At 55.0% G+C, this 19748-nt stretch carries 18 protein-coding genes and 1 pseudogene; 8 read left to right on the top strand and 11 right to left on the bottom strand.

Annotated features, from left to right (window positions below; translation table 11 throughout):
- Positions 1-44: 44 nt before the first annotated feature.
- From rho to KP708_RS00085, 3 genes are all read right to left on the bottom strand, one after another.
- Positions 45-1346 (bottom strand): transcription termination factor Rho, encoded by a 1302-nt coding sequence (rho, locus tag KP708_RS00095; RefSeq protein ID WP_046900397.1) that lies wholly within the window; start codon positions 1344-1346, stop codon positions 45-47.
- Between the two features lie 254 nt (positions 1347-1600).
- A complete protein-coding gene (locus KP708_RS00090) occupies positions 1601-3130 on the bottom strand; it encodes a GMC family oxidoreductase (RefSeq protein ID WP_215749578.1) in 1530 nt (509 codons plus the stop codon).
- Between the two features lie 14 nt (positions 3131-3144).
- The gene (locus KP708_RS00085; protein ID WP_252347314.1) at positions 3145-3777 is read right to left on the bottom strand and encodes a gluconate 2-dehydrogenase subunit 3 family protein; all 633 of its coding nucleotides are present in this window, start codon (positions 3775-3777) and stop codon (positions 3145-3147) included.
- Positions 3778-3951: 174 nt separating this feature from the next.
- Between KP708_RS00085 and sucB the strand changes: the two genes are divergently transcribed.
- The 4 genes from sucB to KP708_RS00065 all read left to right on the top strand — a co-directional run bounded on the left by sucB (position 3952) and on the right by KP708_RS00065 (position 9717).
- Complete coding sequence (gene sucB, locus KP708_RS00080; protein WP_215749574.1) at positions 3952-5049, top strand: dihydrolipoyllysine-residue succinyltransferase; 1098 nt, start codon at positions 3952-3954, stop codon at positions 5047-5049.
- A gap of 110 nt (positions 5050-5159) precedes the next feature.
- Positions 5160-6137 (top strand): L,D-transpeptidase, encoded by a 978-nt coding sequence (locus KP708_RS00075; RefSeq protein WP_215749572.1) that lies wholly within the window; start codon positions 5160-5162, stop codon positions 6135-6137.
- Between the two features lie 149 nt (positions 6138-6286).
- Positions 6287-8533: a TonB-dependent receptor gene (locus KP708_RS00070; RefSeq protein WP_215749570.1), complete on the top strand. Its 2247-nt coding sequence runs from the start codon at positions 6287-6289 to the stop codon at positions 8531-8533.
- Positions 8530-9717, top strand: coding sequence for a phosphoanhydride phosphohydrolase (locus KP708_RS00065; RefSeq protein WP_215749568.1), 1188 nt, complete (start codon positions 8530-8532; stop codon positions 9715-9717). The genes KP708_RS00070 and KP708_RS00065 overlap by 4 nt, the downstream gene beginning before the upstream one ends.
- 62 nt (positions 9718-9779) lie before the next feature.
- Here the strand turns inward: KP708_RS00065 and KP708_RS00060 are convergent, their stop codons facing one another.
- The 3 genes from KP708_RS00060 to KP708_RS00050 all read right to left on the bottom strand — a co-directional run bounded on the left by KP708_RS00060 (position 9780) and on the right by KP708_RS00050 (position 11992).
- Positions 9780-10181, bottom strand: coding sequence for a DUF3597 domain-containing protein (locus KP708_RS00060; RefSeq protein WP_086634721.1), 402 nt, complete (start codon positions 10179-10181; stop codon positions 9780-9782).
- Positions 10182-10252: 71 nt separating this feature from the next.
- Complete coding sequence (ahcY, locus tag KP708_RS00055; RefSeq protein ID WP_086634722.1) at positions 10253-11548, bottom strand: adenosylhomocysteinase; 1296 nt, start codon at positions 11546-11548, stop codon at positions 10253-10255.
- Positions 11549-11638: 90 nt separating this feature from the next.
- A complete protein-coding gene (locus tag KP708_RS00050) occupies positions 11639-11992 on the bottom strand; it encodes a hypothetical protein (RefSeq protein WP_202206856.1) in 354 nt (117 codons plus the stop codon).
- A 194-nt stretch (positions 11993-12186) separates the two neighbouring features.
- Here KP708_RS00050 and KP708_RS00045 point away from each other — a divergent pair, with 194 nt between their 5' ends.
- Entirely contained in the window at positions 12187-13251 is a 1065-nt protein-coding gene (locus KP708_RS00045) for a transporter (protein ID WP_046900389.1), read from the top strand.
- A 104-nt stretch (positions 13252-13355) separates the two neighbouring features.
- A complete protein-coding gene (locus KP708_RS00040; protein WP_215750133.1) occupies positions 13356-13826 on the top strand; it encodes a hypothetical protein in 471 nt (156 codons plus the stop codon).
- Between the two features lie 273 nt (positions 13827-14099).
- On the opposite strand, the gene KP708_RS00035 is transcribed toward KP708_RS00040, so the two are convergent.
- From KP708_RS00035 to mutY, 5 genes are all read right to left on the bottom strand, one after another.
- Positions 14100-15263 (bottom strand): thiamine pyrophosphate-binding protein, encoded by a 1164-nt coding sequence (locus KP708_RS00035; RefSeq protein WP_215749566.1) that lies wholly within the window; start codon positions 15261-15263, stop codon positions 14100-14102.
- A 25-nt stretch (positions 15264-15288) separates the two neighbouring features.
- Complete coding sequence (locus tag KP708_RS00030; protein WP_215749564.1) at positions 15289-15666, bottom strand: hypothetical protein; 378 nt, start codon at positions 15664-15666, stop codon at positions 15289-15291.
- Between the two features lie 73 nt (positions 15667-15739).
- Complete coding sequence (locus tag KP708_RS00025; protein ID WP_215749562.1) at positions 15740-16921, bottom strand: Gfo/Idh/MocA family protein; 1182 nt, start codon at positions 16919-16921, stop codon at positions 15740-15742.
- Between the two features lie 111 nt (positions 16922-17032).
- Positions 17033-17656: a hypothetical protein gene (locus KP708_RS00020; protein ID WP_215749560.1), complete on the bottom strand. Its 624-nt coding sequence runs from the start codon at positions 17654-17656 to the stop codon at positions 17033-17035.
- A complete protein-coding gene (mutY, locus tag KP708_RS00015) occupies positions 17653-18714 on the bottom strand; it encodes an A/G-specific adenine glycosylase (RefSeq protein WP_215749558.1) in 1062 nt (353 codons plus the stop codon). Before mutY ends, KP708_RS00020 begins: the two co-directional genes overlap by 4 nt.
- Positions 18715-18724: 10 nt before the next feature.
- On the opposite strand from mutY, the gene KP708_RS00010 reads away from it, so the two are divergent.
- Together KP708_RS00010 and KP708_RS15910 are read left to right on the top strand one after the other, a co-directional pair.
- A complete protein-coding gene (locus KP708_RS00010; protein WP_215749556.1) occupies positions 18725-19243 on the top strand; it encodes a DciA family protein in 519 nt (172 codons plus the stop codon).
- Between the two features lie 113 nt (positions 19244-19356).
- Positions 19357-19748 (top strand): annotated as a pseudogene (locus tag KP708_RS15910) (hypothetical protein); the annotation flags it as partial.

Below are 19748 nucleotides of genomic sequence, written 5' to 3'. Positions count from 1 at the left end.
AGGGGAGCCATGGCTCCCCTTTTTTTGTGATGCAAACAACAGGATCAGTTGTTCATCGCGTCGAAGAAGTCCTGATTGGACTTGCTGTACTTGAGCTTGTCCAGCAGGAAGTCCATGGCATCCATCGTGCCCATCGGGGCAAGGATGCGACGCAGGACCCACATCTTGGAAAGCTCACCGCGCTCAACAAGAAGCTCTTCCTTACGTGTGCCAGACTTGGTGATGTCGATGGCCGGGAAGGTACGCTTGTCTGCAAGCTTGCGATCCAGGATGAGTTCGGCGTTACCGGTGCCCTTGAACTCTTCAAAGATCACTTCGTCCATGCGCGAGCCCGTATCGATCAGGGCCGTTGCGATGATGGTGAGTGAGCCACCTTCTTCAATGTTACGGGCCGCACCGAAGAAGCGCTTGGGGCGCTGTAGGGCGTTTGCGTCCACACCACCTGTCAGCACCTTACCCGATGAAGGAACGACGGTGTTGTAGGCGCGGGCAAGACGCGTAATGGAGTCCAGCAGGATGACCACGTCGCGCTTGTGCTCGACGAGGCGCTTGGCCTTTTCGAGAACCATTTCCGTCACCTGAACGTGGCGTGTTGCCGGTTCGTCGAAGGTGGAGGACACGACTTCACCACGCACCGAGCGCGCCATGTCCGTCACTTCTTCCGGACGCTCATCAATCAGAAGAACGATCAGGAAGACTTCAGGATGGTTGGCTGAAATGGACGCAGCGATGCTCTGGAGCATCACGGTCTTACCCGTGCGGGGCGGAGCAACGATCAGGGCACGCTGGCCCATGCCGATTGGCGTTACCAGATCGATTACACGCGGGGTGTAGTCGCGCTGGTCCTTTTTGCCCTTGCTACGCGGAGAAGACTCGCTGGCGGCTGGCTCGGACTGCTCAACTTCCATCTTCAGGCGGCGCTCAGGGTAGAGCGGCGTCAGATTGTCAAAGTTGATACGCGTCCGGACAACGTCCGGGTCTTCGAAGTTGATGGTGTTGACCTTGAGCAGAGCGAAGTAACGCTCGCCGTCACGCGGTGCACGGATCTGACCTTCGACGGTATCGCCGGGGCGGAGGCCGAAGCGACGAACCTGGGTCGGGGAAATGTAGATGTCGTCAGGGCCGGGAAGGTAATTTGCTTCCGGGCTGCGCAGGAATCCAAAACCGTCTGGCAGGATTTCCAGCGTCCCTTCGCCGTAGATCGCCTGATCGCGCTCGGCAAGGGTCTTGAGGATGGCAAACATGATGTCCTGCTTGCGCATGGACGAGACGTTCTCGATCTCCAGTTCCTCTGCATAAGCCAGCAGATCGGCCGGAGATTTTTTCTTGAGTTCGGCGAGATGCATGAAAGGCGCGCCTTATGTGCCCGTTGGGCAGACCTTAATGGGGGAGGATGTGCCTGCTTGATGCAAGAACTGGATCGGAAGCAGTGGTTCGGGATGTCTGACACCCATAAAGGGCCGGGCATCGCAAACGGGCATCATCCGGTTAGGAAAGGAGACCGGGCAGCTGATAGCCACCAAGAAGTCACGCTCGAATTACCGGAGCGCATAAAGGGGTGTCAAGCCTCGTGCGCTTCGGGGTGTCACTTTGATATAAATCAGTTTTTCAACATGGCATCTGCGGTGCGCAAAGACAGGGCCATAATGGTCAGGGCCGGATTGGCGGCCGTCGCACTGGGAAAGGTTGAATGATCGCTGATCCAGAGGTTGTCGATATCAAAACTCTGGCCGTATGGGGTAACGACGGCTGAACCAGACTCCGTCCCCATCCGTGCCGTTCCCATCATATGGGCTGCCCGATCAAGAAGACGTAGATCCTTGGCTCCGATGGCTTGCCACATGCGCGTTAACAGACGCGATGCATGAGCGTGCATTGCCAGTTCGTTTGGGCCGTAGCTGTGGGTAATGAGTGGCTTTGGCAGACCCAGGGCATCCTTTTCGTCTGACAGAACAACCCGGTTTTCAGGGCTGGGCATGCAGTCACCATGAATCCCCATGCCGATACTGCGGTTGTACCCGGCCAATGTTCTTACGAGATCTGCTCCACGACGCTTTGACCCGCGTGCAATGTTGGAGGCCCAGGTGATCGGCATCATTCCGAGGGACTGAATCAGATAGCCCCCCGCAAAATCGGCATCTTTGGGGCGCATCATGTCTTCTGTGATTGTGAGGGACGGATAACCCCGGTTCGGGCGTACTTCCTCATCAATTTCTCCCCAGATCTGCGTCGAGATATGGGTCATGTAGTTTTCACCGACCTGTCCGGAGCTGTTTGCCAGTTCGTTGTGAAGCAGCAGTCTTGCCGTTTCGACAGCACCAGCAGACAGAACAAGGCGCTCACAGCGTTGGCGGACGTTTTCACCGTTTCGGGTATAGACGACGCCGGTGACGCGTCCAGCTTGGTTCGTCTCGATTGTATGGACGTGGCATCCAGAGCGAATTTCAGCACCATGCGCGACAGCAAGCGGAAGCCACGTATTGTCTGCGCCTGACTTGGCCCCGTTGCGGCAGCCCTGATGACATGCGCCGCAATTTGCACACGCTTTACGAGTTCCAAAATGAGGCTGGTTGAAATCGCGCGTAATGAGAGCCGTTGGTCCATCAGCATGACGAATACCAACGGCGTCGCAGGCTTCCCGCATTTTCATTGCAGCCGGATTGGCTGGTGGAGGGGCGTAGGCATAACGCCGGGCAGGATCCCATGGATAGTTTGATGGCCCCGAGACACCAATGAAGGCTTCAACCTCTTCGATGTAGGGGAGAAGTTCTTCATAAGAAAAGGGCCAATCCACACTGCGGCCGGTTTCAGTATGAAGCCGAAAATCGCCAGCATGAGGACGGGGTAGAAAAGCGCCGTAATGTAGCAGGGAGCCGCCCACGCCAGTGCCACTGTTATTTCCACCGAAAGGTTGAGGATTGCGGCCACCAGACAGACGTTCATGCAGCCAGTAGATTTCGCGCGCTTCAATCTCGTCTGATGTATAACGGGAGGGTAAAAAGCTCGGGCCAGCTTCTAGGACCAGGACACTTTTTCCGGCTTCGGCCAGACGAGCGGCAAGAGGAGCGCCGCCTGCGCCACTGCCAATGACAATGACGTCCAGAATCTCTGTTTCGGCATAGGTCTTCATGGAAGGGTCTTGTCTCACGGCTTGGCTGAAGGGATTTTGGGTGAGGGTTCGAAGGATTCCCGCTTATTTGCATCAACAGTCTGGAACCCTTGGAACACACCATCCCCACCGTTGAGATTGGCGGAAATTCCCAGTGCATCCTGAACACGAGCATCGGCAAGGAAGCATTCAATTGCGTCTGCTCGGAGATCGAATGACCATTTTTGCATCTGCTCAGGCGTCAGGCGGTTAATCGCGTCTAGACCGTGGCGTCCTTCCGCGAGGTCATCGAGCGTCTGACCAATCGCTGAAGTATTAAGCGCCGGGAACGGCATATTGTGCTGAGCTTGGGCGAGATCATCCAGAGTCAGTAATGCCTGCTCCCACGCCGTGACGTCCGAAGGGAGTTCTGCAAACCGCCAGCCGTCGCGTGGTCCGGCAAGTGCGGCATCTACGCGAGCCGCCAGATTAAGGGGACTGTTTCCCAGAATATCTTCCTGAGGAAGCAAGACCGGCAGGAGGGCCTCAAGAACCGCAAAGGCTTTTGGGGAAAGGACGCGTGGCGCCTGTAACAGGTCGTCCTCAAGGCGCGTGACGAGAATGTCGCGCGTCCTTCCAGAAAGATGATCGGATGCAAGAAATTCGGGATAATCCGAGGGAAGGGGCATGACGGTGTCCTTTGCTCTTCTTTTCAAAGTCCCGGCATAGGGATAGTTCCTGGCTCCCGTTTGACCGCAAGATGCACTATCCTGTTTTTGTGATCCTGTCGTATGTCCGACGGAACGGGAATTTTATAGAGATCCATCCCTTGATCGGGATGTTTGTGCAAGTAAGGAGTGACGATGGCGGTCGAAATCCGGGTACCGGCGCTAGGGGAAAGCCTGACGACCGCAATCGTCGCGCGGTGGCTGAAGCAGTCTGGCGACTATGTTCAGCACGATGAAACAATTCTCGAACTTGAGACAGACAAGGTCAGCGTTGAGGTGACGGCCCCGTCCGCCGGGCGTCTTGAGAATTGCATCGCGGTTGGCACAGAGGTGGAAATAGGGGGTCTTCTGGGAGAAGTGGACGAAACGGCTGAAGCACCGGCTGTCGCTCCCGTTGCTCCTGTCGAAGCAGTAAAGCCTGAGCCTGTTTCCACGCCTGCCCCCGAACCTGTGCCTGCTGCTGTTCTGAAGCCGGAACCCGTTGCGGCACCGGCTAAAGCACCAATTCCCTCAGCGCCAAGGGCAGATGATGGTCGCGAGCGTCGTGTTCCCATGTCACGCCTTCGTCAGACTATCGCACGGAATCTGAAAGCGGCTCAGAATACGGCTGCCATTCTCACGACGTTCAATGAAATCGATATGTCAGCGGCAAAAGCCTTGCGGGCAGAATATCGTGAAGAGTTTGAAAAAAAGCATGACGGTGCCCGGTTGGGCTTTATGTCATTTTTCGCCCGGGCTGTTGTTGGAGCGTTGAAGGATTATCCGGCACTTAATGCACAGATCGAAGGCGATGAGATTGTTTATCGCGATTTCGTTAATCTAGGCATTGCTGTTGGCACGGAACGGGGGCTTGTTGTCCCGGTTCTGCATGAAGCCGACCAGATGAGCTTCGCCGAATTGGAGCGTCGCATTGCCGACTATGGAAAGCGTGCGAGAGTTGGGTCTCTCAAGCTTGATGAGCTTTCTTCTGGAACGTTTTCCATAACGAACGGAGGCATTTTCGGCTCACTTCTGTCCACGCCGATTCTGAATACTCCGCAATCGGGTATTCTGGGGATGCATGCCATTCAGGATCGACCCGTTGTGCGGGATGGTCAGATTGTTGTTAGACCGATGATGTATGTCGCACTTTCCTACGATCACCGAATTGTCGATGGTCGGGAAGCGGTCAGTTTTCTTGTTAGAGTGAAGCAGCTTGTTGAAGATCCAAGACGCCTGTTGCTCGACCTGTGACTTTTTTGGGAGATGGCGCGTTAAGGCGTGGCGTCTCCCGTTGAACGCTGGACGGTTCTGCCGATCCCCCGCGTTCATTGAACCATTATGAACCGAGGGTAATCCTGTCCATGCGGCCTGTTTCCACATTGTATCGCTCTGCCAGACTTCTTGTCGTGACAACCGCATTATGCGGTGGCGGTCCTCTGTTGACGGCCTGCGCACATGCCGATCCAACCCCTGCTACGCCGACTGAAAACGGAGATGTATCTGTTCCTCCGCCAGCTGATAATCCAGTGACAGATGCGACGCCGGTGGTTCCTTCAGTTCAGATTCCGCCTCTTCCTGTTGTCAGCAATACGGAAGCTCATAAGGAAGCCGCACGCCTTGTAAAAATGATGGCGAAGACGGTGAAGGGATTCACCACATATAAGCAGGACCGTCGGGAGGCATTCGTGTCTTTGGCACAGGCAGAGGTTGCAAAAGCGAACCAGCCTGTTTCGCGCCCGCAGCTCATCATGGTGGTCGATCGGAATGAGCGCGTTCAGCATTTGGATTTTGTTTTGGCCCTGCCTGACGAGCCGTGGATTTCTTTGGGGGGGACACCAGTTTCAACAGGAACAACAGGCCGGAAATACTATTACATTACTCCGACAGGTGTGTTCCAAAATTCAGCCGACCGCTTGGGCTATCGCGCTGAAGGCACAAAAAACAAATATGGTATCCGCGGGATTGGTGCCAAAGGATCCCGTGTTTGGGATATGGGATGGCAGACGGCAATGAAGGGCTGGCTTCCAAAACATGAAACCGGGCAGATTCGGCTGGAAATTCACGCTACGGACCCACAGTTTCTCGAGTGGAGACTTGGTCACTCTGCGTCTGAAGGGTGTATCCGAATTCCTGCGACGATGAATCGCTTCATGGATCACTATGGTCTGATAGATGCGCTTTACGAACAGGCGACAAGCTATGATCCACGCTTTGGGGCACTTCTGCCCAAGGACCGGGAGGCGACCCCGATCGCAGGAGATCTGGTTGTTGTAGTGGACTCCGGCCCATTGACGGAGCCAAAGATTGACCCCATCGCGGACAAGCGACCGCTACCCTGATACATTCCAATATCAAAATATTTCATAATATTTATGACAGATTTTGGTATTTCATATGAAGTTTCTATTGCATGATGGTAATTGCTGTTCTCAGCGCTGGGTAGTAACAGTAATGAGCGTTCTCTATTCCACGGGAGCGCGCAATTCCAATGATCAGTACCAGAAAAAAAATCGTCCTGCAGACAGGCGTTATGGCTGCGGCGATATTTTTTGGGTCAACGATCAACGCGGCAGAGCTCAAACAGGCTGACACCGAAAAGGATGCTTCCAAAGAAAAGCCGAAGGTGGAAAAGCTCACAGTTCTTGGGCACGCCGAACGTATCGCTCCCGCAACGGTTTCGCTAGACATTACGCAACCGACATCAAAAATTCAGTCGGGGTTTTTGGCAAATAATATTATTCCGCTCGCAAGCGTTGATGACATTATTCAATTCCAGCCAAGCGTATTTTCTCAGAACCCGAATGGTCCGGGAATGGGAAAAGCTGAAACCATGAGTTTGCGTGGTTTTCAGGATGGCCAATATAATATGACATTCGACGGCATTCCTTTCGGAAATGCTTCCGATATGGGCCATACGACGTCCTCACTATTTATCTCTCACTTTTTGGGGGAGGCGCAGATTGATCGTGGTCCTGGCACAGCGTCAACGATTGGAAATGCGACGTTCGGCGGAACCATGGGATTTACGTCCAAAAACCCAGCGGCGCGGATGGGAACAACGCTTTACGGGACGTACGGTAGTTTCAATACTCGCGCAGGTGGTATTGAATTCGATACAGGCAAAACCAGAATGGGCCGTGCTTTTATCGATATGCAGCACGAGGAAACCAATGGTTATCTGACCAATTCTTCTGAGCGTCGCAGCAACCTGATGTTCAAGGATGTTATCGATCTGGCGCCAGAAACAACGCTTACGATTGAAACGACGTATAACAAGGAATGGCAGTACACGACCCAGGGCGCCACGCTGGACGATTATAAAAAATATGGAAAGAACTACGGGTTATGCAATGACCCGTCGAAGCAGTGTTATTATGGTTATCAGCCAAGCGTTTATACATCTGATTTTGATTATATTTCCCTTAAAACAAAGCTACTGCCCTGGCTCACATTAGAAAATCAAATTTACACCAGTGGCTTTGAGCATGATTATTCTGAAAGCACAGACGCAAGTCAGGGTGATACCGCAGCAAACGGTGTGACATTTTATAATGCCGCCGGGAAAAAGGTGGCGACCTATAAAAACGATATTCCTGGAAAATACGCAGATGCAGCTTACCGGACATATGGCGATACCCTTCGTCTGAAGGGGCATACGTCTTACGGTTATATTCTTCTGGGGGTTTGGGCTGATGTTCAGAAAGATCGCCGCTACACGTATGCCATTGATCTGAGCCAGAGTTCCGTTCCGGTTCTTGGTAAAAATGGTTCAGCATATAGCTATGATATTTCAGACCTGAACACGACAATTCAACCTTATCTGGAGCTGAATTTTCATCCGTGGGCAGGGGCAACAATTAAGCCGGGCGTAAAATATTCCATTTTTAAAAGAGATTATGACGCGGGCATTAATAAGGGGACAAAGCTCCCGCTGAAAGACACGCAAAGCTATGGATCATGGCAGCCATCCATTGCGATTAATCAACGTATTATGAAGAACTGGAGCGCTTATGCTCAGGTTGCGCGCGGCTTTCTCGCGCCACCACTGTCTGTTTTTCAGGTTAGTTCAGTTGGAAACGTAAAGCCTGAAACCACCATGAATTATCAGGTTGGATCGGTATATCATGGCCGCAACTGGATGCTTTCTCTGGATGGATATTACATCAATTTCTCGAATTATATTGCCTCTGCGCAGATTCAGGTTCCCAACATCGGTACGACATCGACATATGTGAATAGCGGTGGTGCAGTTTACCGAGGAATTGAACTCGAAGGGCAATATGTCATTGGTTACGGTTTTTCCCTTTATGGAAATTACAGCGTCAATGACGCAAAATATAAGCACAGCAATGTTCGCGTTGCCAAAAGCCCAAACGCTTTGGCGTCTTTCGGGCTGCTTTATGAGAGTGAACATGGGCCCTATTTCTCGATTATGGGAAAATATGCCGGAACGCATTGGGGCTTGGACAGCACGACTGATGATGCAGATAATACGGTCTTCAAAAATCAGTACAAAATTGGAAGCACTGTGACGGCGGATCTCGCCATGGGCTGGCGTATTCATCATATTGGCTCATTTTTCAGTAATGTGACCCCAAGCATCAAGATTGCCAATCTGTTCGACAACCGCGCCATCAGCGACTTTGCGGGTAATCAGTCTTATGGAGATGCCCCACTGTTCTGGCGTATTGCTGGCCGGAGCGTGTTCTTCAACATGACGGCAACGATGCCATGATGCGGAGACTGTCTTCGCTTGCTCTTCTGTTCGCCTTGGGGGGCTGTGCCTCTCAGGCGCAGCCAGACGTTCTCGAAAAAGTCGTTTTTCTCGGCCGACACGGGATCCGCAGTCCGACGCTCTCGCCGCAGGAAATGCAGCATCGGACGGGTCATACCTGGCAGACATGGTCTGTAGCGCCTGGAGAAATGACACAGCACGGTGCCGCAGCGTTGGCAGCGATGGTGCAGGCTGTTCAGAGAAACTATAGCGCAAGCGCTCTGTTTCAGGGCGCCGAGACGTGTCAGATCCTGGAGCAGGAGACTGTTGTCTGGGCTGATACGGCTGATCATCGGACGCGACAGACGGGGGACGTCTGGGCCAAAGAAATAGCCCCAGGATGCGCCATAAAGGCCCATTGGGCGACGACAGGTGTCGATCCGGTTTTTAATGCGCTTGGCACTCAGGCAGGCAAGATTGATCGTGGAGTTTTGGAGCAAGAATTTGCAGCCGCCACGAAGACATTGCCCGAACCGGCCTCTCATAACGCTCTGAAAGCCGTTCAGTCGCTCATGGCGCCGGAAGCATGCTCGGAGAGTAATTCGTCGCCGCAATGCTTTTTAGGTGCAACGAAGAATGAGTGGAAAAAAGGAGCACCACATCTTCAGGGTGGCTTCGTAACGGCAGGCATGGCCGCAGAAAGTCTGTTGCTGACTTATGCAGAAGGTTTGTCTCTGGCTGACTTCGAGGTGGCTGACAAAGATGCGCCGCACGTTCTGGAAGCTGTTATGCCCGCGCATGAGGCAGAAAATCATCTTCTGAGGCGTCTGCCCGAATATGCCCGCGCCAGAAACGGGGTGATGGCGGAAAGTATTCGTGCGTTTTTGTCTGATCGCCCGGTTCTGTCTATCCCCGGGATATCGCCTTCCACAAAGGTGCTTGTTCTGGCTGGCCACGATACCAATCTGGCCGCCATGATGGCGCTGTTCGGGCTCGACTGGTCTTTCCCCGATCAACCGGATTCTACGGCCCCGAATACCGTTCTGGCGTTCGAACGCTGGCGTCACGCAGATGGCTCACGGGATGTCAGGATCAGGGTTTTCCACCAGTCTCTGGCAGAGCTGCGTCAGGGGAGGGCGCCTGATATCGAGACGTCTGCCTTAACACTGTCCCCTTCGCGGCCCATTCTTTTTTCTACGCAGTGAAAAATAAAAAAGCCCGGATGAGAACATCCGGGCTTTTTCGTAACTGATCCTGTTGGAAAGGCTTAGTGAGCCCAGCCTTCAGGAACTTTACCACCGTTCTTGGCCAGCTCGGCATAGACCTGCTTGATGAGCCAGACGTTCATCGTTGCTGAGTCGTCCGTGCTGCCCGTGTAGTGCAGTTCGCCTGCAAGCTGCTTGCGTGATTCCAGGGAACTGTCGAGGCCGAGCAGCTTCAGAAGATCCACAATCGAGGTCTTGTAGTTCAGCGGCTGGCCAGCCTTGGATGCCAGATCCGAAAGAACGGCATCCACATCTACTGGTGCGGCTGGAGTTGCAGGCGTCGCTGGGGCTGCGGCAGCCGGAGCGCCAGCGGAAGCCTGTGCATCAGCCGTGCCGGAAGTTGTCGGCGTGGCTGCTTCTGCATGTCCGAAAATCTTGGACATGATCGAGCTGAAAAGACCCATAGGAAATTCTCCTGACGGTTTGAAAAACAGTGTCGGGGTAGACAACGCCTACCCCGTGTCACCTGTTCCGCTCAGTAACGATATTCTTCGTGCTTGAACGGACCGGCAACCGGAACGCCAATGTAGTCAGCCTGCTTCGTGGACATCTTGGAGAGTTCGGCGCCAACCTTTGCGAGGTGCAGGGCAGCAACCTTTTCGTCCAGAGCCTTTGGCAGGGTGTAAACCTTCACCTCGTACTGGCCCGGCTTGGCGGTCCAGAGTTCGATCTGGGCCAGCGTCTGGTTGGTGAAGGAAGCGGACATCACGAAGGACGGGTGACCCGTGGCGTTGCCAAGGTTCACGAGACGGCCTTCGGAGAGCAGGATGATGCGGCGGCCTTCGGCCAGCTCGACTTCGTCAACCTGCGGCTTGATGTTGTTCCAGCGATAGTTGCGCAGGGCTTCAACCTGGATTTCGCTATCGAAGTGACCGATGTTGCAGACGATCGCACGGTCCTTCATTTCGCGCATGTGGTCGATCGTAATGATGTCCACATTGCCCGTGCAGGTGACGAAAATGTCGCCGCGCGGAGCTGCGTTTTCCATGGTGACGACTTCATAGCCTTCCATGGCGGCCTGAAGGGCACAGATCGGGTCGACTTCGGTCACGAGAACGCGGCAGCCTGCGTTGCGCAGGGAAGCAGCGGAACCCTTGCCCACGTCGCCATAACCGGCAACGACGGCAACCTTGCCAGCCATCATGACGTCCGTGCCGCGACGGATCGCGTCCACCAGGCTCTCACGGCAGCCATACAGGTTGTCAAACTTGGACTTCGTGACGCTGTCGTTCACGTTGATGGCCGGAACCTTCAGCGTGCCAGCCTTGGCCATCTGCCAGAGGCGATGCACACCCGTTGTCGTTTCTTCGGACAGGCCGCGGACGTCCTTCAGGAGTTCCGGGAACTGGTCGTGCATCATGACCGTGAGGTCACCGCCGTCATCAAGGATCATGTTCGGCGTCCAGCCGTCCGGACCCGTGATGGTCTGCTCAATGCACCAGTTGAATTCTTCTTCCGTCAGGCCCTTCCAGGCGAAAACCGGAATACCAGCGGCGGCGATGGCCGCTGCGGCGTGATCCTGCGTGGAGAAGATGTTGCAGGACGACCAGCGGACCGTGGCACCAAGGGCCGTCAGTGTCTCAATTAGAACTGCGGTTTGGATGGTCATGTGCAGGCAGCCAGCGATGCGGGCGCCCTTCAGAGGCTGGGAGTCCTTGTACTCTTCGCGGAGTGCCATCAGGCCGGGCATTTCGCCTTCAGCGATGGAAATTTCCTTACGGCCCCAGTCTGCCAGGGAGATGTCGTGTACCTTGTAGTCCTGCGTGGTCATGATTGGCCCTTACTGCCCGTCTTTGATGGCAGCAGGTATAGAGATTTGGCGGAGCCACGCAAAGTGTGGCTCCGTCGCACCTGACCTGTGTCAGTTCGGCTGTGTGGTGTCAGGCTTGGTTTTTACCGTCAGGTGCGGCTGATGTGTCCGCTTCAGATGGTGTTTATATTCTGTCTTGCCCTGCTTGGTGGTGTCCGACATGGCATGAGGAGCCTTGGGCGCGGGCTGATCCGGTTGCTCTTCAATCGTGTTGGGATTGGTTGGCAGATGATTGGACGGCTGATCGATGGTAGAGTTCTGGGCCTTCTGCGCTGCGGTGTTGGCCGTTTGCGTCTGGTCGTTACTCGGGCTGCTGATGGCCTGTGCGAATGCTGTTGAGGACACTGCAGGAGCGGCCATCAGAACAGCAGTGGCAAGCAGGGAAGCTTTGAGGCGAAAAGTCATGATGATATTTCCTTTGATGGTGAAGAGCTGGCTCTTCCAGGAATAATCTGTTAACTCCCCGCCGGCGTAACAGTTGCCATAAAGAGCATATTGCGTCTGCTGTGCGGCCATGTCAGAGAACGGCAGATCACCTCTGTCGTGTTGCTCAGTGCCGACGAAGGTCCAGAATACCCCCTGAAGAACAGGAGGATGCCGTGTCAGAGAACTCCACCTACAATTTTCCTTTCACGGTGATCGATCCTGCATATCAGGAGACGGGGAAGCCTGCGTTTGCGAATGGGCTGGTATGGGCTGTCCATGCTGTGCCTGGACAAGACCTGCGACCTCTGGGGCAGGAAGAGGTTGAAGATCTTCTGACGCCCGGCCATGAGTTGACGTCTCAGGGCTGGTTCTGGCTTCACTTTGATACGGTCCACAGCTCCGCACGGTCGTTCGTCGCACATCTGCCAGATCTGCCTGAAGACGTGTGCGGGATGCTGGCAGAAACGGAATACGGGATCGCGCTTGAAGCAGCAGATGACCTGATCTGGGGCGCACTGCCAGCTTTTGATGATGCCTTGTCGGAAGATGACAGGGAGATTTGTGCATGGCGCTTTGCGATGCGGCCGGATCTCCTGATTACAACCCGGCGTAATCCGATCCCGGTTCTTGGCGCTGCTTACCGGTCTTTGAAAGCCGACCATATTCCGCCGACGCCTGCAGGAATCATTGACCGTGCTCTGCGCGAGTTCACGGGAACAGTCAGGCGCCAGCTTGGCCAGCTTGATGATGATCTGGATCGTGCGGAAGATGCTCTTCTACTGATCGAGCATCGTTCTGATCTTGGTCATCTGGGCGGTATTGTTGGCAAGGTGCGGCGTCGGGCGACGGAGTTGCGCCGTGTTGTGACGCCAATTGATCGCGTTTTGAAAGACGAAGATCTGGATCTCCCAGACTGGGCGGAAGATGAACTGCGGGATCGTGCGGAACGTCAGGTTCACGCTGCTCTGGACGATCTTATCGCGCTTCAGGATCGTGCCCGGTCATTGCAGGACGAGCTGGGATCTAATCAGGCAGAAGAAACCAACCGACGGCTCTATATCGTTTCCGTGGGAACGACATTGATGCTTCCCGCTACGTTCGTGACGGGTTTCTTCGGAATGAATACCGGGGGAATGTTTCTGGCTCAGGGAGCGTGGGGAACTGTCGAAGCCGGTTTTGTCTGCTTCGTTTTCATGAGTGTGACGTTTTTGTTCATGAAATTCGCACGTCTTCTCTGAAGGCTTCGCAGCGTTAAAATTCTTGGAAATTTCGCGGGATAAGGTCTTGGTCTTGTCGCTTAAGCGATTAGTCTGTGTGTCTGTTACGAAAAGATACAGTTATTTTGGCTGTGCTTGATGATGGGGACTGGACAGTGATAGCGCGTTTTCAAAAGACCATTGCTCTTGGCGCCTTGGGGGTCAGTCTGGCTGCATGTTCACCGGATGTGTACACGCCAAAAACGGCTATTGCAGCGGCAGCGGCAGACCCGACGGGTGTTGTTGGCACATTTGAGATGACTGTCCAGCGCGTCGGCCGTCAGGACAATATGGTCTATCTGGATTCTGCCGATAATTATCGGGATCCAACGACGCTCATCATCGCCATTCACGAGAGCACGGCAAACGACCTGCTACAGGGGACGTCCCAGACGGCAGAGCAGTATTTCATGCACCGTCGGGTTCGGGCCTCAGGTCTGGCCAAAAAAGTCCCTGTCGGACGGCTCAAGGCAGATGGCACCGTTGGCAGCATTTATTATCAGACGCAGGTTTTTATCGGCGGGGTCGAAGATATAAAGATTCTACCCTCGGACTAAATCTGTAGCGGTCTGTTGGTGGTGATTTCGGGAAGGGAAGGCGGATCAGCTTTCCCGTGATGGGGTGAATGTGTGGAAGCAGCGCGCCTATCTCAGCTAATTAGCAATGCAGAGTAGGTCAGACGGTTCTGATGGCTTCTGCCGGTTTGGCAAAGGGCCCCGTGTAGTTCTGGTTATATAAGCCGTCGCGTGAATTTCGGTTTTGATGACGTAGAGTATTGCGAGAGCAATAATGATGCACGCTATACCCAGAGGACTTCCGGTACGGATCGACTATGAGGACGTGGTGGCCATTAGAGGTTGCGGCTGCCACGACATTTCGTCCTCGGCTTGAGTCTCTCTTGGAAAAGATCTGCGGCGTATGTTGCTCTGACGTGTTGTTTCATCGTTGGTCATCGGGGTCGTTAAAGGAAAAAACCAGGGTTGATAGTCCTCCTTTGAAGAGGCCGGCCTGCCCTGAGAGCGATGGGTAATTTCCCTTACGAAGTCCTTAAGGCAGAAGCCGTTGAAAGTGCGATTATTGACCGTGACACGATCTGGGTTGATCTCCAGAACGTTCTCGCCGTGAATAAGGTTCTGCCAGCCTACGGAGGAATAATCATTCCAGACTGGGGCGAGCGTGATGATTCCATCCGCCTCATGAATGATCTTTTCTGTCCCCGGATTGCTGATTTCGTCCCAGTAAATGCTCTGGAAAGCCGGATGCTCTGCAGGGAAGAGGCTTTTGCCAGCACTTACAACCGTAATACTGCACCCAAGGCTATCAGCGAGTTCTATTGTGTTTTCAAGCGCCTCGACTGCCGGAAGCTTGCTGCCGACAAGAATGACGATTCTATTCCGTTTTTTGAGGAAGCAGAGACTTTCATCCACAGCTTCATTCAGGCTTTCCAAATCTGGCGCCGGATGGAAGCAAAGTGAGGAAACGGGACTGGGTCTTACGCACGGCTGGTCTGCGATATGACAGGCAATTTCCAGATATGCGGGTTTTTTCTCACGCAGTGCTGTTCGAATAACGTGATCGATCTGTGCCGGTGCCGTTTCAGCCGAAGTGATGATTTCTGCGGCTACGGTAATGTGGCGGACCATCCCGATCTGGCGGAGGGGGGTAAGATCTGACCTCGGGTCACGCGTGTTGGGTGTTCCTGAAATCAGAATAACCGGCAGATTTTCGGCATAGGCTGCGCGAATGCCATTCAGGGCAGAAATGGCGTCAGCGCCAAAGGTGATGACTGCGGCCGCTGCACCGTTGACGCGGGCATAGCCCTCCGCTGAGAGGCTGCAAGTCAGCTCATTGCAGCTATAAATCTGCTTCATGCCACCGTGCGCGAGAAGCTGATCCAGCAGGACGAGATTGCAGTCTCCCGTTACGGCGAAATGATGCTTCAGGCCAATCTGGGTGAGACGTTCCGCAAGGTAATGTCCGACGGTGAAAATCATGTTTTCCGCGCTTCAGGAGCCATGATCAGTGAGTGGCCGCCTTGAGGGGCGTCTGTTCTGCAGCCGTTGGGGCAGTTTTGCCGAGTGTGGGAACGCCATGAGGCTGCTGGGCTGCATATTTCTCGAAGGCTTCCTGCGTGCCGATATAAGCGCAGTCACAGATGTCCCGGTCTGCGTAGATGTAACGCAGGCCTTCCGGTGTAGTCCGGGTCAGGAAGACATGCTGTGGCATGAGCTGAAGTTCGGCCCGGCGTGATGGGGAATTGGCTGGGTGTCTGACAAACCCTGCAGAAGCGAGTTGCTGTTCCTGCGGACTCATCGGTTCAGAGACACAGCCAGCAAGGCCAAATGCTGCAAGGCACAGGGCTGTCGGGACGGAAAGGGCAGAAGAAAGTTTGAACATAGCAGATATCCTAACTGTCTGAGCGGCGAGGGGTTCCATCTCATGCCAGGTGTGAGCGTGGTTGGGAGTGAGTTTACAACGCATCTTTAGGCAGATGGATCATCTGACCCGTTCTGGCGGACTGATAGAGGGCTTCCATCAGTTTCTGGTCCCGCAGGCCTTCTTCACCGGGCGTCCGGGGTGTCTGGTTCTTGAGAATGCATTCGGAAAAATGGTCGATTTCCAGAGCAAACTGGTTTCCGGCCGGGATGTGCCATTCGCTGACGGCTTTATGGTCGCCCTGGCGTCGTCCGATCCGCAGGCGGTGGCCTGTATAGGCGAAGGCGTTTTCCAGAGTGATCCATCCTTTTTCCAGTTGGATACGAAGGTCTTTGCTTTCGTGTGCGCCATAGCTGGTCGCGCAGTTGGCAATGACGCCTGACGGGAAGCGGAGCATGAAAGAGAATGTTTCATCCAGGTTTCTGTAGCGTGGATCATCGGGGGGGCTGACCATTTGCGCGAACAGACTCTCAGGTTCTTCTCCGAGCACCGCGCGCGTGCCGTTGAGGCAATAGAGGCCGATATCCGGAAGGGCTCCTCCGCCAGCCAGTTCAGGTTTGAGGCGCCACTGATCGGCGTCTCCCTGCATCTGTGTGTTGATGGCTTCGACGAGTTTGGGGCGGCCGAGTTCCCCGCTTTGAACCAGTTTTCTGACAAGCTGGTTGAAGGGTTCATAATGGCAACGATAGGCAATCATGAGTTTCACACCTGCGGCATGGCAGGCTTCAATCATGCGTCTGGCGTCCTCGCTTGAGTTGGCCATGGGCTTCTCGCACAGGACGTGTTTGCCTGCTGATGCGAGGGCTTCGACCTGACCAGCGTGGAGTGCGTTGGGGGTGACGACATAAACGGCCTGAATATCGGGCCTCTCTGCCAGCTTGTGGATTTCGTCATAGGTGAAAAGTGACTCTTCCCCGATGCCATAATCATGTCCCGCGGATCTGGCCTTTTCCTTGCGACCGGAAATAAGCGCTACAGGTTTGGCGAGGCGGCACTGAAGGAAGGATGGAAGAATTTCTCCGAGAGTCAGCCGTCCCAGTCCCATGACGGCGAACCCAACCCGCTCGGACGGGGGGAGCGCATGAGGGGGCTGTGCTTCAGGGGCGTCGGCGTCTCCGCGCCAGTTACCGAAAGTGATCTGGCCCTTTTCGACTGTTCCCGTATCCAGTTCGGAAGGGAGGAGATGTTTGAGGTCAGAGGACGGAGTCTGAGGCATTGTCACTGCTTTCCCTGAAGGGTGTTCAGGAAAAGCAACGCAGGTTCAGCCCTGAAAGGTCTGCAAAATCCTAAAACCTCACGACAATCGTGAAATCCGTGTCCTGATGTGTCAGCCAGGTCGTCTGACGTGAACCCGGAGAGGAGGCTGATCATCGTTTCGAATAAACGAGATTTCGGCTTCATGCCGTGCTGGCAGCCTCCCGATCTGTTCAATATTCTGGATGTTGGCTGTGAGGGGAATAGACGTGTCTCCCAGCACCCACAGGAAGCCTTCGCCGGGCCTGATGGCGGAAAGAACCTTGCCTGTTTTCACGTCGATCAGGCTTGCGGCTTGAGAAACCAGGAGAGTGGACAGGCCACGCATGGCGTCTTCCGTCATGGGCAGGAAACGTTCCCATTCCCCAGGGTTCGTAGAGTCTGTGCCAATTCTGCCTGTGCCGGGAACAGGGGCACTTATCAGGAAAGTTTTAAGTTCTTTCTCCTGAAAAATAATCAGACCGTTTCCAGCGTCCAGAGCTTCAAATACGGGCAACGGCCGCGGCATCGAAACGCGCTTTTCAAAAGTGATGTCGCAAGGAAGATTTAGGGGAAGGGCAATCTTTGCGGATATGCCGGGATAGACGCCAGGCTGGAACGGCGTAGGAGAAAAATAGTCACTGATGGGATCATGATCCAGAACGCGGCCATGCCAGTCCATGAACCAGAGCCGGGTTTTGGGAAGAGTCTGGCTCATATTTTCTCCATATCAGTGGCTGCGAGGGCGAGGCATTTCTTCATGACGCCCGGCAATGCTGCGCGCGTCGTTGATCGAAACGCACCGAAGGATGGGTCGATCCCTGCATTATGTCCCGCAGGGAGGGTCTTTACGTAAACCATGAGCCGAAGTGTGAAGTGGGTAAAGACATGTGTAACTTCCCCTCTCTGAGACCAGGGTCCCAGAGAGGGAGCATGGTTCATGGCATCTGCTTCAGTCCAGGGTACATCGCGCCATTCCGTGCCCGGAAATTCGTCCATTCCGCCGAGAAGACCTTTTTCCGGTCGGGTTCTCATCAGGACCTGTCCGTTTGTATCCAGAAGGACAAAGTGCACGCCGTAACGCGTGGGGCGTGCCTGTTTGGGTGCTTTGCGGGGAAGTGTGGATGCTATCCCTTTGGTATGACCAAGGCAGGATGGACGCCATGGGCATGTCAGGCACGACGGATTGCGGGGCGTGCAAACCGTGGCGCCGAGATCAAACAGGGCTTGGGCAAAGTCTGAGGGGCGCTGCTGTGCTTCTGCTGACTGGTTGAGGAGCGCTGCCTGTTTGGCCAGAAGCGGGCGCGAGGCGGGGAGAGGGTTTTCTATGGCGAAAAGGCGTGATGTCACGCGCTCGACATTCCCATCGACCGGTACGACGGGGCGGCCGAAGGCAATCGCGGCGATGGCGCGTGCGGTATAAGCGCCCACGCCCGGAAGCTTCAGAAGGTCTTCGACTGTGTCCGGGAATTGCCCGAGTTCTGCAACGCGTTTGGCGCAGGCGTGGAGATTACGGGCACGGGCGTAGTAGCCGAGGCCGGCCCAAAGATAGAGAACGTCTTCCTGCAGGGCTGCGGCCAGATCCTGCACGGTCGGGTAATGCGTGAGAAAGCGTTCGTAATAGGCTATGACAGCCTTTACGGTCGTCTGCTGAAGCATGATTTCGCTCAGCCAGACGGCATAGGGGTTAGGCCGCTGCCCCGGGAGGCTGCGCCAGGGAAGGGTGCGGCGGTGAGTGTCGTACCAGCGGAGCAGGTCGGAAGCATCAGGAGTCACGGAGAGGGATATGACGAAGGATCACGGTCCGGACAAGAACCTTCGTGGTCGGGCAGCGGGAATGGACCCAAAGCCCGCATGGATTCCCAAGCGGGGAGGAGCGCGGCAGATCGGTGCTCTGGTGCCGGGAATTACCAAGCCGGCGTTCAAGAAGAAGTCTCCGCTTCTGGTTCGGCTTTCCATCGATTGGGAAGATTTTATCGGCCCACGTCTGTCTCGTGTGACCGAGCCGCGTCGGCTGTCGGCAGGGTCTCTGACGCTGGCGTGTTCTGGGCCGATTGCCATGGAATTGCAGCATCTCGCACCTCAGATCATTGAACGGATCAATACAGCCTGTGGTCTGAGGGGCGAGCATCTCATTCTTCGGCTGAAGATTGTTCAGGACATGACAGCATTTGAGAGGCCCAAGCCGCCAAGGCCCAAGCCTGTTCAGGTTGATGTTCCTGAAATTGAAGATGACGAGTTGCGGGATGCCCTGCAACGCCTTGGTGGTCATATCGGAGCGCGGGGTGGCCGCAGGCGTCGGTGACAGAAGTGTTTCACGTGAAACGACTTGTTTCATGCCCTGAAAGAGCCCTTTTCAGGGGCCAGAGTTCTGACGATATGGAAAGCTGAAAGCGGCTATTTCCAAGGAGACAAGCCATGAACATCACGAAAAAATCTGCTGGAGCCTTGGTTCTTGCTGCATTGATCGGCACTGCGCCGTTCTCGGCCATGGCGCAGCGTGGCGGCGGTCCGGGCGGTGGCGGCGGTGGTTTCCATGGCGGAGGCGGAGGCCGTGGTGGTCCCGGTGGTGGGATGGGCGGATTTCGTGGTGGTGGCGGTTACGGTGGTGGCCCGGGAGGTGGATTCCGCGGTGGCCCCGGCGGCGGTATGGGTGGTTTCCGAGGTGGTCCGGGCGGTAGCTATGGCTATCGTGGAGGCCCCGGTTGGGGCTTCCGTCCCGGCTATGGTGGCTGGGGCGGTGGATGGGGTGGCCCGCGTTTCGTCGGTTGGGGCACGCCCGGTTGGGGTGGATGGAATGGCTGGGGCGG

Origin of the sequence: Gluconobacter sp. P5H9_a (genome assembly GCF_018812085.1) — a bacterium.
In the GTDB taxonomy this organism is placed as follows: Bacteria; Pseudomonadota; Alphaproteobacteria; order Acetobacterales; family Acetobacteraceae; genus Gluconobacter.
Note: the sequence above shows the minus strand (reverse complement) of the source record. Positions and strands in the feature narration are given on the sequence as shown.

Bases quoted from the DNA above. Each gene is read 5' to 3' on its own strand.
- rho (WP_046900397.1), bottom strand. From the start codon at position 1,346: ATGCATCTCGCCGAACTCAAGAAAAAATCTCCGGCCGATCTGCTGGCT.
- KP708_RS00085 (WP_252347314.1), bottom strand. From the start codon at position 3,777: ATGCCCCTTCCCTCGGATTATCCCGAATTTCTTGCATCCGATCATCTT.
- KP708_RS00035 (WP_215749566.1), bottom strand. From the start codon at position 15,263: ATGATTTTCACCGTCGGACATTACCTTGCGGAACGTCTCACCCAGATT.
- ahcY (WP_086634722.1), bottom strand. From the start codon at position 11,548: ATGACCACGCAGGACTACAAGGTACACGACATCTCCCTGGCAGACTGG.
- KP708_RS00060 (WP_086634721.1), bottom strand. From the start codon at position 10,181: ATGGGTCTTTTCAGCTCGATCATGTCCAAGATTTTCGGACATGCAGAA.
- KP708_RS00090 (WP_215749578.1), bottom strand. From the start codon at position 3,130: ATGAAGACCTATGCCGAAACAGAGATTCTGGACGTCATTGTCATTGGC.
- KP708_RS00010 (WP_215749556.1), top strand. From the start codon at position 18,725: ATGACGAAGGATCACGGTCCGGACAAGAACCTTCGTGGTCGGGCAGCG.
- sucB (WP_215749574.1), top strand. From the start codon at position 3,952: ATGGCGGTCGAAATCCGGGTACCGGCGCTAGGGGAAAGCCTGACGACC.
- KP708_RS00075 (WP_215749572.1), top strand. From the start codon at position 5,160: ATGCGGCCTGTTTCCACATTGTATCGCTCTGCCAGACTTCTTGTCGTG.
- KP708_RS00020 (WP_215749560.1), bottom strand. From the start codon at position 17,656: ATGAGCCAGACTCTTCCCAAAACCCGGCTCTGGTTCATGGACTGGCAT.
- KP708_RS00065 (WP_215749568.1), top strand. From the start codon at position 8,530: ATGATGCGGAGACTGTCTTCGCTTGCTCTTCTGTTCGCCTTGGGGGGC.
- KP708_RS00050 (WP_202206856.1), bottom strand. From the start codon at position 11,992: ATGACTTTTCGCCTCAAAGCTTCCCTGCTTGCCACTGCTGTTCTGATG.
- KP708_RS00070 (WP_215749570.1), top strand. From the start codon at position 6,287: ATGATCAGTACCAGAAAAAAAATCGTCCTGCAGACAGGCGTTATGGCT.
- KP708_RS00025 (WP_215749562.1), bottom strand. From the start codon at position 16,921: ATGCCTCAGACTCCGTCCTCTGACCTCAAACATCTCCTCCCTTCCGAA.
- KP708_RS00030 (WP_215749564.1), bottom strand. From the start codon at position 15,666: ATGTTCAAACTTTCTTCTGCCCTTTCCGTCCCGACAGCCCTGTGCCTT.